Consider the following 14,804-nt stretch of genomic DNA (forward strand, 5'->3'; position numbering starts at 1 on the left):
ATCGGTGCCTGCGAAGCGGACTCGTGTACGTCCAGGCCTCACCCATGACTCGAACTTAGACTGCCTGTATGGAGTTCACCGATCCGTACGAGATCGACATCCCACCCAGCACACGACACGTGGGTGAGGGGCCTTTCTGGACGCCCGGCGACAGCGTGACGTGGTCGTTTCGGCGCTTTGACTTCGACCGTGACCATGCCGAGGTGCGTCGGCCGATGCGAGTGATCGAGGACGGGCCGACCGGTGCCGTGCTGTGGATGGCCGGAGGCACCGAGACCACGGACACGAGAATCGTCGGCTGGGAGGAATGCAACCCCCACGATGTTCCCCTCAAGGAGCGTTTCCGCCCGCCCGCCGAGGCGCCTCGACGGATCAAGGCGCCCGGCAGCTGGCGCGGGCTCGGGGTGCTCAAGATCGTCCCGCCCGGAGTTCCGTTCTCCGTGTGGGTGCTGCTCAAACCCGGCGGTGCAGGGACTGCTGCCAGAGACTCTGCTGTCGGCGGCTCCGGTGCGATCCGCGCGGACTGGTACGTCAACCTCGAGACCACCCATCGCCGCACGGACGACACCCTGTATACGAGCGATCACATCCTCGACATCACATTCCCCGTCGACGGCATTCCCCTGCACACGAAGTCCGGGCACGCGCGGTCCGGGAACACGACGTCGGGGCACACTCTTCTCAACCCGGACGGAGCGGTGTTCAAGGACGTGGACGAACTCGCCGCCGCGGCGAACTACGGCGCCTGGCCACGTGAATGGTCGGACATGATTCGAAGCAATGGATCGGAACTGCTCGACCACCTCGGCGAGTTCACCTGGGCATTCGACCCGAAGTGGGAGACGAAGGCTCGGGAGCTCGCGACAGAATCGTCGGTCTCGGATTCTTTGCGAAATCAGGAACATCATCGGATCCGAAATGGTTGCTACGACAAGGACTGGATCTAGGCGCTGCCGCCTCAGCCCCCAGAGGTTCAGCCCCACAGACACGATACGACCGTGTGCAGACAGTGCGCGGCGTCGATGAAAGGAAGCATCTCGATGACGACAAACCACAGGATTCGCCTGAATTCTCGTCCGGTTGGAGAGCCGAAGGCCGAGAACTACCTCCTCGACGAGGTTGAACTGGGGTCGCCGCAGGACGGCGAGGTACTGCTCCGGACCCTGTACCTCTCGCTCGACCCCTATATGCGTGGTCGGATGTCGGATGCGAAGTCCTATGCGAAGCCGGTCGAGGTCGGCGACGTCATGGTCGGCGCCACGGTCTCCGAGGTCGTCGAGTCGAATTCGTCCGAGTTCTCCACCGGCGACACCGTCCTCGGCTACGGCGGCTGGCAGGAGTACTCCGTTGAGAAGGCCGCGCACCTGCGCCGTGTCGATCCGGAGGTCGCCCCGGTCAGCACCGCTCTCGGCGTGCTGGGCATGCCGGGCTTCACCGCCTACTCAGGACTCCTGGAGATCGGCCGTCCGCAACCCGGTGAGACCGTGGCCGTTGCTGCCGCCACCGGTCCCGTCGGCTCCGTCGTCGGTCAGATTGCGAAGATCAAGGGTGCGAAGGCCGTCGGCATCGCTGGTGGCCCTGACAAGGTCGCCCACCTGGGAGAACTCGGCTTCGATGTCGCGCTCGACCACAGGACGGGCAACCTCAAGAACGAACTCAAAGAATCGGTTCCACAGGGCATCGACGTCTACTTCGAGAACGTCGGCGGAGACGTGTTCAAGGCAGTGCTGCCACGTCTGAACACCTACGCACGCGTGCCCGTCTGCGGACTCGTCGCCAACTACAACCTCACCGAACTGCCCGAAGGTCCGGACCGTTCCGGTGCGTTGATGGGCAACATCCTCACGAGGTCACTCAATGTCCGCGGCTTCATCCAGACGGAATTCGTCGAGAAGCACCACGAGAACTTCCTGTCCGACATGAGCGGCTGGGTCAAGGAAGGAAAGGTCCGCTACCGCGAGGACATCCGCCCGGGCCTGGACAAGGCTCCCGAGTACTTCAACGACCTGCTCAACGGCCGCAACTTCGGCAAGATGGTCGTGGCCGTCGGCGCCGAAAGCTGACGTAAGCTCCCTGCGTCGCAGCTTCCCAGCGGCGCTGTAGCGTCGCTGACGCCGCAGATCTCACGAACAGTCGGTAGGTCCTGGTCGAATTTCGTATTATTATCGCCCAGAACTTGCCGACTGTTTCAGTTTCAGGCCATCTTTCTCGCCCGAATATCGCCGCTGGCTCAACCGGACATGACTGTGCGGCCAATTCGGGCCGCCGTCAACCGGCACACAGCAGTGCGTTCTGCGAACCGCCTCCGACGACGTGGACCGTGTCGGCCGTTACCCCGGCCAACGCCTCGGCGGCATCGATGGTGCGGGCATGGGCCTCGGCCACGGATTCGGGTGGACGGTTGATCGACTACTCCAGGGTGGGCCAACCGTACTCGGCGAGTGACAAAGGGATGTTCAGGCGTCGTGCTGTCGAATCAATGCCGGAGGAGGAGCTCCTGGCTGACTCCCACGCTCACGCGAATGCCGCGAACACCTCGGCGGGGTCGAGCCCCAGGCTCAGCGCCAGGGTGAGGACGATGCGGGCCTTGCGGGCGTCGAGGATCCCGGCCGGGATGAGGCCAGACTCGAGCAGCCCGATCTCGCCGCCGGGGTAGCCGTAGGTGCCGGTCAGGCTCGCGCCCGAGCCTGGCCGTGACGCCAAGATCACGGGCATTTCTTCGCCGAGGCGGGTCACCGCTGGCACCAGATGTTCAGGGACGTGACCGCCACCGACACCAGCGATGACGACACCGGAGAAACCGGAGCCGAGGAGCTGGGTCAGTGTCTCCTCGGGTTCGCCCATCCCCACCTCGGCGAGGGCGACCTTCGCAACCGTCTCCGGACGGGGCAGGCCTGCGAACGGAGAAGCATCTGCGATGGCGGGCGCGTGGGGGAGGCGGACGGTGTCCTCGCTGATCCACCCGATCGCGCCGAGGACCGGGCCGGATGAAAATGCTGCGGTCGAGGTCACGTGGGACTTGCGGACGAAACGCGGATCATGGACCTCGTCGTTGAAGACCAGACTTGAGGGCAGTCCACTGCTCAGCGGAGAGAGCGCCGTCAGCGCGGCGGCGCGCACGTTTGCCGGTCCATCGGCGCCGGGCAGGGTCGGGTTGCGCATGGCTCCGGTGGCTGCGATGTGAGCAGCGGAGTCGTTGAGCAGCCAGAGGGCGAAGGCGCTCTCCTCGAGAGTGTCGGTGCCCTGTGTGAGGACGATGCCGTCGGCCTCGCTCGTGCGGGCCAGTTCGCGGACCTCGAAGAGCATATCGAGGGTGACATTGGCGCTTGAGACCTGTGACACCTGGGTGAAGTCAGCCTGCAGGTCCGGCCAGATCTGGTCGAGGCCGGCAGCTGCGGCGATCTCGGCTCCGCTCAGGGCCGGGGCCACGCCTCCCGACTGGTTCGAGGTCGATGCGATGGTTCCGCCGAGGGCGGCGACAAGGAGGCGGGGAGCATTCTGCGACATGGGCACGATTCTATCGGCACTGCTCTGAAGGTCCGACGCTGGTGAGCGGGTTCGGTGTCATGGCCGTTTGCTAATCTCCAGGCATGGATCCTGACACCGTGCTCACCCTCGCTCATGACCAGGCGATCCAGTATCCGTCGGTGGAGATCGAGCATCCGTTCGGGCCGGAGTACGACGTGTACAAGGTGCGCGGAAAGATGTTCATGATGCACTTCGATCTGCGCGGTGTGCCCAGCATGAATCTCAAGATCGACCCGCTGGACGGGGAGGTGCTGCGTGACGCCTATGAGGAGATCACTCCCGGATATCACATGAGCAAGAAGCACTGGATCACCGTGGCGGGTGCTGGCACGGCCGAAGGAGAGGGCCCCGAGGGTGCGGCGGGAAACATCCTCGACGCTGATCTGCTCCATGATCTCGTCCTCGAGTCCTACTGCCTCGTTGTGGCGAAGCTGCCGAAGAAGGCCCGCCCTGTCGACCCGACAACCTTCGGCGGGAGGGATGACGAATAGGTTCAGCTGACGCCGCTCAACTGAGTCCGCGCTCCCGATGCCGTTCGACGAGGAGGCTTCGCAGCGCTTCGTCCGTGGCCGCAGTGGCCATCGCCCGCGCCAATCCGTATGCTCCGTCGAGCACCGCCAGGTCCGCCGAGGTACTCGTGCCGTAGGCGGCGAATGCGCTGTTGTGGTTGACCGCACCGTTGACCTCATAGCCGATCAGCGGGTGGATGCTCGGAACGACGTGGGACACATTGCCCATGTCTGTCGATGCGACCGCCTCGGCCTCGGTGGAGATCTCTCGGCCGCGATCGGCCATTGCGCTCACGTAGGCCTGCACCAGATCGTCGTTTTGGCGTAGATCGGCGAAGGTGTGGCCCTGCGCCTCGATCGAGATCCCGCAATCGGTGGCCAGGGCTCCGGCACGAAGGCATTTGTCGACCCGATCGTTGATGACATCGAGGTGTTCTGCCAGTGGTGAGCGCATCTCGACCATGATTTCTGTGCGATCGGGGATGATGTTGACGGCTTCGCCCCCGCGGGTGATGACGGTCGAGACCACAGATCGTGGCGGCAGCTGTTGGCGAGCCATTGCGATCGCAGTCTGGGCGATGTGCACCGCGTCCAGAGCATTGATGCCAGCGGACGGGGCGCTGGCGGCATGCGCGGCGATACCAGTGAACGAGACTTTCCATGCGTTGAGTGCCAGTGACGAGTTGCCCGCGGAATCATGTGCCGAGGCGTGAACCATGGCTGCGGCATGAGTGTGTGCGAAGAAGCCCTCCTCGATGAGGTCGACCTTGCCGCCGTGAGACTCTTCTGACGGTGTGCCGAGAACGTGAACGGTGAGGTCGAGTTCATCGGCCATGGGCGCCAGCGCCAGAGCGGCACCAAGAGCAGCAGCGGCGTTGACGTTGTGGCCGCAGGCGTGGCCGATGTCAGGCAACGCGTCGTATTCGACGCAGAAGGTGACGACGAAGTCAGAGCTGCCGAAGGTCGCGCTCAGTGCCGTCGGAGCGCTGGGTTGATTGTCGTCGAAGGTGAACCCTTCCTGCCGGAGAATCGAGCGGGTCCGCTCGGCGGCACGATGTTCGTCGCCGCTGACCTCGGGGTCGGCATGCAGTGCGTGACTGTAGTCGAGCAGCAGACTGCGGTGCCCATCGACTTCTTGGGCAATTGACCCGGCAAAGTCGGAGTTCATAGTGCGACCTCCTTGGTGGTGCGGTTGTTGGCTGTGGGGTAGCGGGAGCCGGCGACCGCGGCTATGAGTGCGGCGACCAGCAGGCTCGACCAGATCAGGGTGAGGCCAGTTGGGGAGATGGTGCCCGAATCAGTCACCGTTGCCGAGGAGATCAGCTTGATCACCGCGGCGCCGACGGCGATGCCGACCGACAGCGCCAGCTCGTTGAGTCCGGCGGCCCCCGCAGTCTCGGTGACGGGAACACCCTCGACCGACAGCGACCGTGTCGCCGATTGGTACATGCCCAGTGCCAGGTTGAATAGGCCGAACCCGAGGATGTAGGCGACGATGCTGTCGTGGCCGAGCATCATCACCGCGAAGCCGATTGCTAGAAGCCCTCCGGCGAGGACGAGCGCATTTCGCTCCGACCAGCGAGTCATCAGCGGGGCCGTGACAACCGAGGACAGGAGTGAGAGCACCGAGGCGGCTGCAAGCACGACGGCGATGAGCATCGGTGAGAAGTCGAATCCGTATCCGGCTGTGGAGACCTCGGAGTTGAGGAAGATTCCGTTGGTACCGAAATAGCTGATCGATGCGAATCCGAAGAAGAAGGTGGCCAGCGAGACGCTGCGCAGAGAGCGCCGCTTCAGCAGCCGCAGGTCGATGAATCGATGAGTCGAATCCGGCGACCGAGAGTCGAGCCGTCCCCAGAGACTGAGTAGACCACCGCCCACGATGAGCAGTGCGATGGTCTTCCAGTTCGTCCACCCGAAGTCCGATCCTTGCGACAATCCCGCCACGAAGGCGATGAGACCGATGAGGCAGGCACTCATGGGAGCCAGCGCCAATGGTTCGCGGGTAGGAGTGCCCGCGTCGGGGAGGAAGAACGAGCAGATGAGGGCTGCTAGGGCGAAGGGAACGCCGATCCAGAATCCGTGCAGTGGATTGAGAGCACCGAGGATTCCGGCGATGAGTCCGCCGACACCGATCATGATCATCAGCGTGCCGATGAGGTAGCTGACCCCAGTGCGGATCGACTCGGGATGGGCAATGCGAAGGATGCCCATCATCAACGGAATGAATCCGACGACGCCGGTGATGAGGACCACGCCGAGGATGACCGTCGGCAGGCTCGGAACGAAGGCCATGAGCAGAGCGCCGATCGCCACCATCACAGTGCTCCAACGGAGAACGAGGCGATAGCCGTAGCTGTCGCCGAGGCGGGAGATGAGTGGGGTGAGGACCGCGAAGGAGATGTTGGAGATGAGGAAGATCCCGTTGATCGTGGGCGCATCAATGTCGAACACGGGGCCGAGGGCAGGCAGAATCGGATTGAGGTAGCCCTGAACGACCCCGCTGAGTGATTCGATGACGACCATCAGTGCCAGGACTCCGACGATGCCATTGCGGGTGCCTGCGGTTGTCGGGTGCGGGGCGGAGTTGCCGGGCGAGGCGGCGTGATGCGAAGTGGAGACCATGGCTGAGTACTTTCGACGATGAATGCAGATTGCCATCACCAAAACTACTGCCAGCACCGAAGTAGACTGAGAATTAGTCAGAGTCTTCCAAAACCACCTTGCAAATCAATCGAATCATCCACCGTATGGGAGCTGGCTATGCTCAACGAAACCGATCTGGCGATCGTCAACGTCCTCGAGGTCCAGCCGAGGATCGAGTTCGCGGCGCTCGCGGACGTCCTCGGGATGGCCCCGGCCACCGTGGCCAGACGCTGGGAGGCACTTGTCGACTCCGGGCAGGCTTGGGTGACGGTCTCACCTGGTCCAAGGCACCACGAAATCGGCTGGTCGGCATTTCTCAGCATTGAGGCAGATGTCGGTGAGCAGGACCGATTGGCTGACCGTCTGTGCGCGGAACCGAGCTTCGCCTCGGTGCTGCTGATGTCGGGGGAGAACCAGTTTCTCGTTGACTGCTTCGTCTCTTCAACTGATGAGTCGATGCGGCTGCTGACCGAAGTCTTCCCTCGGTTGCCAGGCGTGGTCCGCCGCAGAATTGATCCGATCACCAAAATGTACCGATTAGGCAGCCAGTGGCGCTCAGGTGCTCTCGAAGTGTCTGCGCGGAAGGCGCTCGAACCCGACGCCGCGAGAATCTCCCGGGTGCGCATCCCCGATGAAGTCGACTCCAGGCTGCTCGGCGCGCTCGCTGTCGATGGGCGGGCAGGGTGGCAGACCATAGCGGACGTCGCCGGTGTTTCGGCGCAGACTGCCAAACGGCGCATCAGCAGCCTCCTCGACACGGGATTCATGACGTTCCGCTGTGACACCTCGACGACGGAGCGGTCGGGGCTGCAGGAGGTCATCATCGAATGGGCAATTCCGGTCGACTCGATCGACGAAGTCGGAGCCGCGGTCGCAGCCGATCGTATGTGCCGTGTGTCCTCTCGGGTGCTGGCCGCGGCGAACTTCACGGCCACCCTGTGGGTGCACGACTACGGTCAGGTTCAAGACCACGAAGCGCAGGTGCTTCGCATCGCCCCACGTGCGACAGTCGTCGCACGCAACGCGGCGCTGCGTGCCTATAAGAGGATGGGTCAGGTCCTCGGTGCCGACGGCAGAAGAGAGACCACTGTTCCAGTCAGCTGGTGGTAGCCGTTCCCGAAGCGCCCCGCATCCCTCAGGCGGCTTCGACGAGTGCCGTTTCCTCACGATGCTCGACGGAGCCCGGTTCTGCGCTCTGCTGAGGTCTCTTTCTCCGGTTCCCGGTGACCCAAGCACCCAGAGTGACGGCGGCCCAGCCGATCACCATGCCGGCGATGTCATCGAGGATGTAGTGCCAGCCGAAGTAGAGTGTGGCGATGACCGTGGCCCCGAAGAATATCCATACCAGCGCCCGTAGCAGAGGCCTCTGCTGAGTGCGCATCATAAATAGGGCCGCTGCGAAGGTCACGGAGACGTGCAATGAGGCGAACGCGGCCACGCCCTGAATCTGTCCGCTGCCGACCGGGTCGGCAAGAACATCAAGACGAGTGGTGATCAGTGACTGCTGCAACTCGGTGACCCCGGTATCGGCCAGGCCGCGATAGAGTTCAGGCCGGGCAAATGCAGGCCCAAGAGCAGGCATGATGTAGTAGCTGACCGTACCCAGCACCCAGTTGAGACACAGCGTCGTGGCATACCAGGCACCGATGGCGAGGTTGCGACTGAGGATGAGAACCGCTCCGAGGCTGATGGGGATAAGCGGGAGATAGGCGAGATAGACGACGGAGAACACCTCGGCCATGAACCCGGTGCCGAACAGATCGTGCAGGAATACAGCGGGGTTGATTCCCCCGCCGAACCACAGATCGGAATGCGACAGCTCTTGGTCGTAGAGAACTCCCTCCCGGTAGGTCGGAAGGTCACTCTTGAGATTTCGGTAACTGAGATAGCAGATGTAGAAACTCATCATGCCCGCGGTGATGCACAGAATACGACGGAGACTCCACTCGTTTCTCACGACTTCGAGCATCCCGTTGGGCAGATGCTTCCAGCCGCTCGTCCTCACCGCATCCACGACGATGCCCACGCCGAAGAACAGCAGCGCCAGCAACGGCATCCGGATATAGGCGGGTCCGAGGAAGCCGTCCGGGTCCCTGAGCGGCCGACCGAGGTAGATCGAAGAAGCCAGGGCAACCATTGCGATCACAATAGAGAGCAGCATGGCGAAGGTATAGGGCCATCGTCGTATCCGAGTCATCGACACACGGTATAACAATTCGGTATCGTTATGCCGAATCCAGTGGCCCGTGTCACGAGCTGAACAAAGCATGAATATTGGCCCAATAATCGACTACTTGTGCGCCCTCCGAATACGACCTGTGCGCCGTCCGAAGGCGAGCCGTGCACGATGCGAGAGGTATGCGCGCCTCGATCCCCGTGGTCCGTGCACCCGAACTGCACCCGAAATTGGCAACGGGCCCCACCGGTGCAGAGAATAGGTGATATGTCCGCCCTCAGCTCCGCGCTCGCCTACCGGCGACTGCTCGATGCGAATGCCACCTTGCGCATGCTGCGGGCCGACCATCTCCCGGTGATGGCAGCGACACTGGGCACTCACTTGGGCAAGCCCGGCACCCGAATCTCCACCGAAGACCTGCACGAGTCCATCGACTCGGACCTCGAGGAGCTGCGCGACCACTTCGAGCTGTCCACGCGGACAGCCAAGGCCTACTGCGACGATTGGCGTCGGGCGGAGATCCTCGTCCGCCGACCGGCCACCTCGGCGAGGGGCGAGACCTACGAACTCTCCGCGGCGGGGTTCGACGCCATCCGAATGCTCGAACAGCTGCGGACTCCACCGCAGACGGCGACCGAATCACGACTGGTCAGCCTCGCGCAATCGGTGCGGCAGCTGGCCATCGACACCGACCCGGACAGCTCCCGTCGGTTGGAATCCCTGCGCGCCGAACGAGACCGCATTGATGCTGAGATCGCCCGCGTCCGCCGAGGAGACCCCCGTTCGATCGTCCTCGACCGGCGCCGGGCGAATGAGCGCGTCGGCGACATCCTCCAACAGGCGCAGGGTCTTCCCGCCGACTTCGCACGTGTCCGCGCCCGCTTCGAAGAGCTCAATCAGGAACTGCGGATCTCGATCCTCGCCGCCGAGGACTCACAGTCCCAGGTACTCGACGAGGTCTTCCGCGGAGTCGACCTCATCGAATCCTCTGATGAGGGCAGAACCTTCTCCGCCTTCTCCCAGCTCGTCCGCGATCCCGAGCAGGCCTCGGCCTTCGACGAAGATATCGCAGCGATCCTCGACCGTGACTTCTCGGCCACGCTGACGGCCGAGACCCGGCGCTCACTGCGCACCCTCATGCGGCAGATGAAGGACGGCTCACGCGAAGTCTCCGGCATCCTGTCCGAATTCGCCCGCGGTCTGCGCCGCTACGTCCACTCCCACGAATTCCAACGCGACCGCGTCATGCGCACCCTGATCCAGGATGCCTTGGCCGCGGCAGCCCCGGTCTCACAGGTCCGCAAACCCTACGACAGCCTCGGCGTGGATCTCGAGCTTTCGAGCGTTGCATTGGCCAGCGTCGGGGAGGTCGTCCTCCACGACCCCAGCGAGTTCGATGCCGGTGCCGAACTGGGCGAGGCGACCGAGACTGAGGTCGACTTCGCTGAACTCATCGCCGTCGCCCGGGAATCCGAGATCGACTTCTCCGAACTGTCCGACAACGTCAATCGGGCCATCCATGGAGCCGAGCAGATCTCCGTCGCCGAGGTGCTCGACCAGTTCCCGGCCTCACAGGGCCTGGCAAGCGTCGTCGGGCTCCTGTCCCTGGCCAGCACCTACGGACACGTCGATTCCGAAGCGCGAGACCGACTCGAATGGGCCGGGGTCGACGGAATTGGGCGCAGCGCCACGATCCGCCGCCATTACTTCACCGAAGGCATCACACTATGAACGATTCCGCAGACACACCTACCGAGGCTGAAGAGTCCGCCCAGAATCAGGCCGGGCTGTGGTTTCAGGACACAGGGACCTTGGGAGAGCGCACTCGCAGGGTGCTGCTCGAACTGCTCAAGGGCCCCTATGTCTCCGGTGCACAGAGTCCGCAGCTGTGGTCGGCTCTGGTCGCCGACGAGTCCATTGTGCGATCACGGCTGCACGACCTGTTCCTCGAACTCGTCATCGACAAGATCGACGAATTCGCCTTCACCCGCAAGGTGGTCACCGAGGAGATCGACGTGCCTGCAGCGGTGCGCAGCGAACGGCTGACCTTCCTCGATACGGCCATGCTCCTCGTCCTGCGCCAACTGCTGCTGGCTGCACCCGGCGAGCGGCGTGTGATCGTCGATCGGGAAGAGGTCTACGAACGCCTCGCGATCTATCGCACAGGCGACGAATCGACGTTCCAACGCAATCTCAACGGTGCCTGGAGCCGGATGAGCAACCGTCTGCGCGTCCTCCACAAAGCAGGCGAGGACCGCTTCGAAATCTCGCCGATGGTGAAGTTCCTCATCGACGAGGACCAGGTGCGTGAGCTCATCGACGTCTACGAACGCATCGCTTCGGGAGAGGCCAAGGGCTCCATCGCTGAGGCGGGGCTCGGCTCCGATGAAGCCGACGATCCCGACGACTCCGATCCTGATTCCGGACTCGGTCCCGACGACACCGAGGAGGACGAAGCATGACCGAGGCGCTCTTCCCGCTCGATGCCGCACTCATCGCTGACCAGGCCCGCGCCCGCGGCACCGATCGTCCCGACGTCGGCAGCCAGTGGAGGCTGTCCGAGATCCAGATCGCGAACTGGGGCACCTTCGACTCGGACATCCACCGCATCCCTGTCTCCCACAAGGGTCACCTGATCACCGGGCCTTCGGGTTCGGGCAAGTCCTCACTGCTCGACGGCATCGCCGCCGTGCTCACTCCGGACAAGTGGCTGCGCTTCAACGTCGCAGCCCAGACCGCGGGCAGTCGGGTCGATCAGCGCAGTCTCGTCAGCTATGTCCGCGGTGCGTGGACCCGCACTGCGGATTCCGATGAGGACCGTGTCGTGAGCAAATACCTGCGTCCGCGTGCCACATGGAGCGGCATCATCCTCCGCTACGACAATGGGACGGACCGTCCGCTTTCGCTGGCCAGGCTCTTCTTCATCAAGGGCTCGGGCACGAAGATGACCGACCTGTCCGATGTCTGCATCCTCGAACGGGGAGGCCTCGACCTCGCCGACCTGCAGCAGTATGCGCGGTCCGGTCTCGAGACCCGGAAGCTCAAGACCGAGCATCCTGAAGCGCTCATCACCTCAAACGGTTCCCACGCCAGGTTCTACGCCCGGATGCGCAAGGTCTTCGGTATGGTCAGCGAATCGGCGCTGCAGCTGCTGCACAAGACCCAATCGGCAAAGAGCCTCGACAGTCTCGACCGCCTCTTCCGCGACCACATGCTCGAACCGCCGGTCACCTTCGACCTGGCAGAGACCGCGGTCAACCAGTTCGGAGACCTCAGGGACGCCCACGACCATGTGGTCGAACTGCGCCGTCAACGCGACCACCTCCTGCAGCTGCGCGAGGCCTCGAACCGATACGACTCCGCCCACGAGTCCGCGGCGAAGTCGATCGCCCTCAACGATGCCCTGCTGCCGTTCCAGAAGCGGCGCGAACTCGACCTCATGCGCTCAGATCTCTCAGCCCAGCGCCGGGGGCTCGTCGAAATCGAAGTCGCTGCCGATCGGGCCAAGAAGGACTATGACGCCGCGGTCGACGAATACGACCTCGCCCGCCGTGCCACCCTCGACCTCGGCGGTTCGGAGGCCGAACACCTGCAGCAGCGCATCGCCACGGCCGAGACCGAACGTCGCGCCATCGCCGACCGGTGGGCCAGCCTCGAGCGACAGCTGAAGCAGGCAGACATCGAAGCGGTGCCCACCTCGGCGACTGAATTCGCCGAACTCCAAGCCCAGATCGCGTACACCCTCGACGACGAGACACAGGCCTCGGGACCCAGCCATGCCGATCACGACCGTTTCTCGAAGGCCCGAGGCAGGGTCAGGGAACTGGAAGCTGAGATCGATTCCCTGCGTCGTTCCGGTTCGACCGTGCCGGGCAACCTGCTCCAGATCCGACAGGAACTGGCCGAGGGCACCGGACTGAGTGAGAAGGCACTGCCCTTCGCCGCCGAACTCATCGAAGTCGACCCCGACCAGGCCGCCTGGACCGGGGCGATCGAACGCGTGCTGCGCCCGCTGGCGCTCACGGTCCTCGTGCGCAGCGAGAACCTCGGCGCGGTCCGGTCCTGGGTCGACTCCCATCGGATCAAGGGACGACTCGTATTTGAGGAGATCCCCACGCACGCCGCGAAACCACGACCCGTCAACAGCACGAAGTCCCTGGTCAACAAGGTTACTGTCGCCGAAACCGGATTCGGGGACTGGGTGCATTCGACCTTGTCCGAACGCTTCGACGTCGCCTGTGTCGAGCGCCCCGACGAACTCGATGACCATCCCCGTGCTGTGACTATGAAGGGCCAGGTCAAGACCTCCCGGACCCGCTATGAGAAGGATGACCGGCGGCGCATCGACGATCGCAGCCAGTGGGTCCTCGGTGACCGGGAGAACAAGCTCGAAGCCCTCATCACCGCTCTGAAAGAAGCCCAGGCGGAACTTGCCGAGGCACAGGCCATCGTAGAAACCGCGAACGCGGAGACCGCACAGGCCCACCGACGGAAGGGCATCCTCGCCGGAATCCGGGAACAGTCCTGGCGCGACGTCGACCTGGCCGGAGCCAAGGAGACGATCGCCACCTTGGAGAAGGCGCTGCGCGAACTCGAGGACGCAGACGGTGACCTGCAGCAGGCGATCGGAGCCGAACGCGAAGCCCGTGCGGCGAAGGAATCCGCCGAGGCTGCCACCCGCGACTGCGACTATGCCCTGCGTCGGGCGAACGAAGAGATCACCGATCTGCGGGCAGGTCTCAGCCGTCTCGAGGATGACATCAGCGCCGGGCACATCTCCGAGGTGGATCCGACGCTTGCCGAGCAGCTCGAGGCCCGGTTTGCAAAGATCCAGCGCAGCATCAAGCGCGAATCTCTGCCCGAAATCGGCCAACAGGTCTCCCAAGCTCTGCAGTCGGAGAAAGACAGGGCACAGGCCGTGGCGAGCGAAGCCGGTCAGGCCGTGACCAGGCTGGCCGCTGAGTTCAAGGCCGCGTGGTCCTCGGTCGCCTCCGATCTCACTGCCGACGTCGCCGATCGACACGACTACCTGGGGATGCTCGACGAAATCCTGGCCCACGGTCTGCCCGATCACGAGAACAGATTCCGGGACCTGCTGCGACAGCGCTCCCGCGATCTCATCGGCGAACTCCTCAACGAGATCCACGCCGCGCCACGTGAGATCGAGGACCGGGTCGCACCGATCAACTCCTCCCTCCTGCGGTCCCAGTTCGACGAGGGACGATACCTGCGGTTGAAGGTCAAGACCCGCCGGAGTGAGACCGTCAACGCCTTCATCTCCGATCTCCGCAAGGTCGCCGGAGGCACCTGGGGCGAAGAGGACATGGCGACCGCGGAGGACAAGTACGACACCCTCGCCGAGGTGATGCGTCGATTCTCCTCAAGCGAGCACGTTGACAAGGTGTGGAAGAACCAATGCCTCGACACTCGACTGCACGTGAGCTTCCTGGCCGAGGAGATCGACGACCACGGTCGCGCCCACGCCACCTACGATTCCGGTGCGGCGATGTCCGGCGGTCAGCAGCAGAAGCTCGTAATCTTCTGCCTTGCAGCAGCACTGCGCTACCAGTTGGCCGATCCGGACGAGGCGATCTCGAAGTACGGCACGATCATCCTGGATGAGGCGTTCGACAAGGCCGACACCAGGTACACGCGCATGGCGCTCAACATCTTCATCGAGTTCGGATTCCACATGGTCCTGGCCACCCCACAGAAGCTGCTGCAGACCATCGAACCCTATGTCGGTGCGGCGACCTCGATCGAGAACCCGAGTCGACAGAAGACCCTCGCAGCGACCATGGTCTGGGAGACCGAGAACAGCGAAGAGCCGGGCGGTGAAGCCCAGGCGGACGAGGCGGCTGCCGTCGCTGACGAGGCGGCTGCCGGCGATGAGGTAGGCGCAGGTGAACCCGACGATGAGAGGTGAACCCGACGATGAGAGCTGA

General features: G+C 63.7%; 11 protein-coding genes. 7 read left to right on the forward strand and 4 right to left on the reverse strand.

Annotation, left to right across the window (positions count from 1 at the left end; genetic code table 11):
- Positions 1–68: 68 nt before the first annotated feature.
- Both JFC13_RS04335 and JFC13_RS04340 read left to right on the forward strand, forming a co-directional pair.
- Positions 69–947, forward strand: a complete 879-nt coding sequence (locus tag JFC13_RS04335; RefSeq protein ID WP_198395877.1) for a DUF402 domain-containing protein — start codon at positions 69–71, stop codon at positions 945–947.
- Between the two features lie 93 nt (positions 948–1,040).
- Positions 1,041–2,063 (forward strand): NADP-dependent oxidoreductase, encoded by a 1,023-nt coding sequence (locus tag JFC13_RS04340; protein WP_198395878.1) that lies wholly within the window; start codon positions 1,041–1,043, stop codon positions 2,061–2,063.
- A 451-nt stretch (positions 2,064–2,514) separates the two neighbouring features.
- On the opposite strand, the gene JFC13_RS04345 is transcribed toward JFC13_RS04340, so the two are convergent.
- The gene (locus JFC13_RS04345) at positions 2,515–3,507 is read right to left on the reverse strand and encodes an asparaginase domain-containing protein (RefSeq protein ID WP_198395879.1); all 993 of its coding nucleotides are present in this window, start codon (positions 3,505–3,507) and stop codon (positions 2,515–2,517) included.
- An 83-nt stretch (positions 3,508–3,590) separates the two neighbouring features.
- Between JFC13_RS04345 and JFC13_RS04350 the strand changes: the two genes are divergently transcribed.
- Positions 3,591–4,019 (forward strand): MmcQ/YjbR family DNA-binding protein, encoded by a 429-nt coding sequence (locus JFC13_RS04350; RefSeq protein ID WP_198395880.1) that lies wholly within the window; start codon positions 3,591–3,593, stop codon positions 4,017–4,019.
- Positions 4,020–4,035: 16 nt separating this feature from the next.
- Here JFC13_RS04350 and JFC13_RS04355 read toward each other — a convergent pair whose 3' ends face one another.
- Positions 4,036–5,205, reverse strand: a complete 1,170-nt coding sequence (locus tag JFC13_RS04355) for an amidohydrolase (RefSeq protein WP_198395881.1) — start codon at positions 5,203–5,205, stop codon at positions 4,036–4,038.
- The gene (locus JFC13_RS04360) at positions 5,202–6,662 is read right to left on the reverse strand and encodes an MFS transporter (RefSeq protein ID WP_198395882.1); all 1,461 of its coding nucleotides are present in this window, start codon (positions 6,660–6,662) and stop codon (positions 5,202–5,204) included. Before JFC13_RS04360 ends, JFC13_RS04355 begins: the two co-directional genes overlap by 4 nt.
- A gap of 138 nt (positions 6,663–6,800) precedes the next feature.
- On the opposite strand from JFC13_RS04360, the gene JFC13_RS04365 reads away from it, so the two are divergent.
- Positions 6,801–7,793 carry an Lrp/AsnC family transcriptional regulator gene (locus JFC13_RS04365; RefSeq protein WP_198395883.1) on the forward strand — a complete coding sequence of 331 codons (993 nt, stop codon included), beginning with the start codon at positions 6,801–6,803 and terminating at the stop codon, positions 7,791–7,793.
- A gap of 25 nt (positions 7,794–7,818) precedes the next feature.
- Here the strand turns inward: JFC13_RS04365 and JFC13_RS04370 are convergent, their stop codons facing one another.
- A complete protein-coding gene (locus tag JFC13_RS04370) occupies positions 7,819–8,880 on the reverse strand; it encodes a phosphatase PAP2 family protein (protein ID WP_232488183.1) in 1,062 nt (353 codons plus the stop codon).
- Between the two features lie 246 nt (positions 8,881–9,126).
- Here JFC13_RS04370 and JFC13_RS04375 point away from each other — a divergent pair, with 246 nt between their 5' ends.
- From JFC13_RS04375 to JFC13_RS04385, 3 genes are read left to right on the forward strand one after another with little or no spacing between them, the layout of a single operon-like run.
- Positions 9,127–10,590 (forward strand): DUF3375 domain-containing protein, encoded by a 1,464-nt coding sequence (locus JFC13_RS04375; RefSeq protein ID WP_198395884.1) that lies wholly within the window; start codon positions 9,127–9,129, stop codon positions 10,588–10,590.
- Entirely contained in the window at positions 10,587–11,321 is a 735-nt protein-coding gene (locus JFC13_RS04380; protein WP_198395885.1) for a DUF4194 domain-containing protein, read from the forward strand. Before JFC13_RS04375 ends, JFC13_RS04380 begins: the two co-directional genes overlap by 4 nt.
- Positions 11,318–14,785, forward strand: coding sequence for an ATP-binding protein (locus JFC13_RS04385; RefSeq protein ID WP_232488184.1), 3,468 nt, complete (start codon positions 11,318–11,320; stop codon positions 14,783–14,785). Before JFC13_RS04380 ends, JFC13_RS04385 begins: the two co-directional genes overlap by 4 nt.
- The last annotated feature ends 19 nt before the right edge of the window (positions 14,786–14,804 follow it).

This window comes from Brevibacterium antiquum (genome assembly GCF_016107655.1).
Lineage (GTDB): Bacteria > Actinomycetota > Actinomycetes > Actinomycetales > Brevibacteriaceae > Brevibacterium > Brevibacterium antiquum.

What these genes read in the sequence shown, in the direction of transcription:
- JFC13_RS04335 (WP_198395877.1), top strand. Translation starts at nt 69, where the DNA reads ATGGAGTTCACCGATCCGTACGAGATCGACATCCCACCCAGCACACGA.
- JFC13_RS04340 (WP_198395878.1), top strand. Translation starts at nt 1,041, where the DNA reads ATGACGACAAACCACAGGATTCGCCTGAATTCTCGTCCGGTTGGAGAG.
- JFC13_RS04345 (WP_198395879.1), bottom strand. Translation starts at nt 3,507, where the DNA reads ATGTCGCAGAATGCTCCCCGCCTCCTTGTCGCCGCCCTCGGCGGAACC.
- JFC13_RS04350 (WP_198395880.1), top strand. Translation starts at nt 3,591, where the DNA reads ATGGATCCTGACACCGTGCTCACCCTCGCTCATGACCAGGCGATCCAG.
- JFC13_RS04355 (WP_198395881.1), bottom strand. Translation starts at nt 5,205, where the DNA reads ATGAACTCCGACTTTGCCGGGTCAATTGCCCAAGAAGTCGATGGGCAC.
- JFC13_RS04360 (WP_198395882.1), bottom strand. Translation starts at nt 6,662, where the DNA reads ATGGTCTCCACTTCGCATCACGCCGCCTCGCCCGGCAACTCCGCCCCG.
- JFC13_RS04365 (WP_198395883.1), top strand. Translation starts at nt 6,801, where the DNA reads ATGCTCAACGAAACCGATCTGGCGATCGTCAACGTCCTCGAGGTCCAG.
- JFC13_RS04370 (WP_232488183.1), bottom strand. Translation starts at nt 8,880, where the DNA reads ATGACTCGGATACGACGATGGCCCTATACCTTCGCCATGCTGCTCTCT.
- JFC13_RS04375 (WP_198395884.1), top strand. Translation starts at nt 9,127, where the DNA reads ATGTCCGCCCTCAGCTCCGCGCTCGCCTACCGGCGACTGCTCGATGCG.
- JFC13_RS04380 (WP_198395885.1), top strand. Translation starts at nt 10,587, where the DNA reads ATGAACGATTCCGCAGACACACCTACCGAGGCTGAAGAGTCCGCCCAG.
- JFC13_RS04385 (WP_232488184.1), top strand. Translation starts at nt 11,318, where the DNA reads ATGACCGAGGCGCTCTTCCCGCTCGATGCCGCACTCATCGCTGACCAG.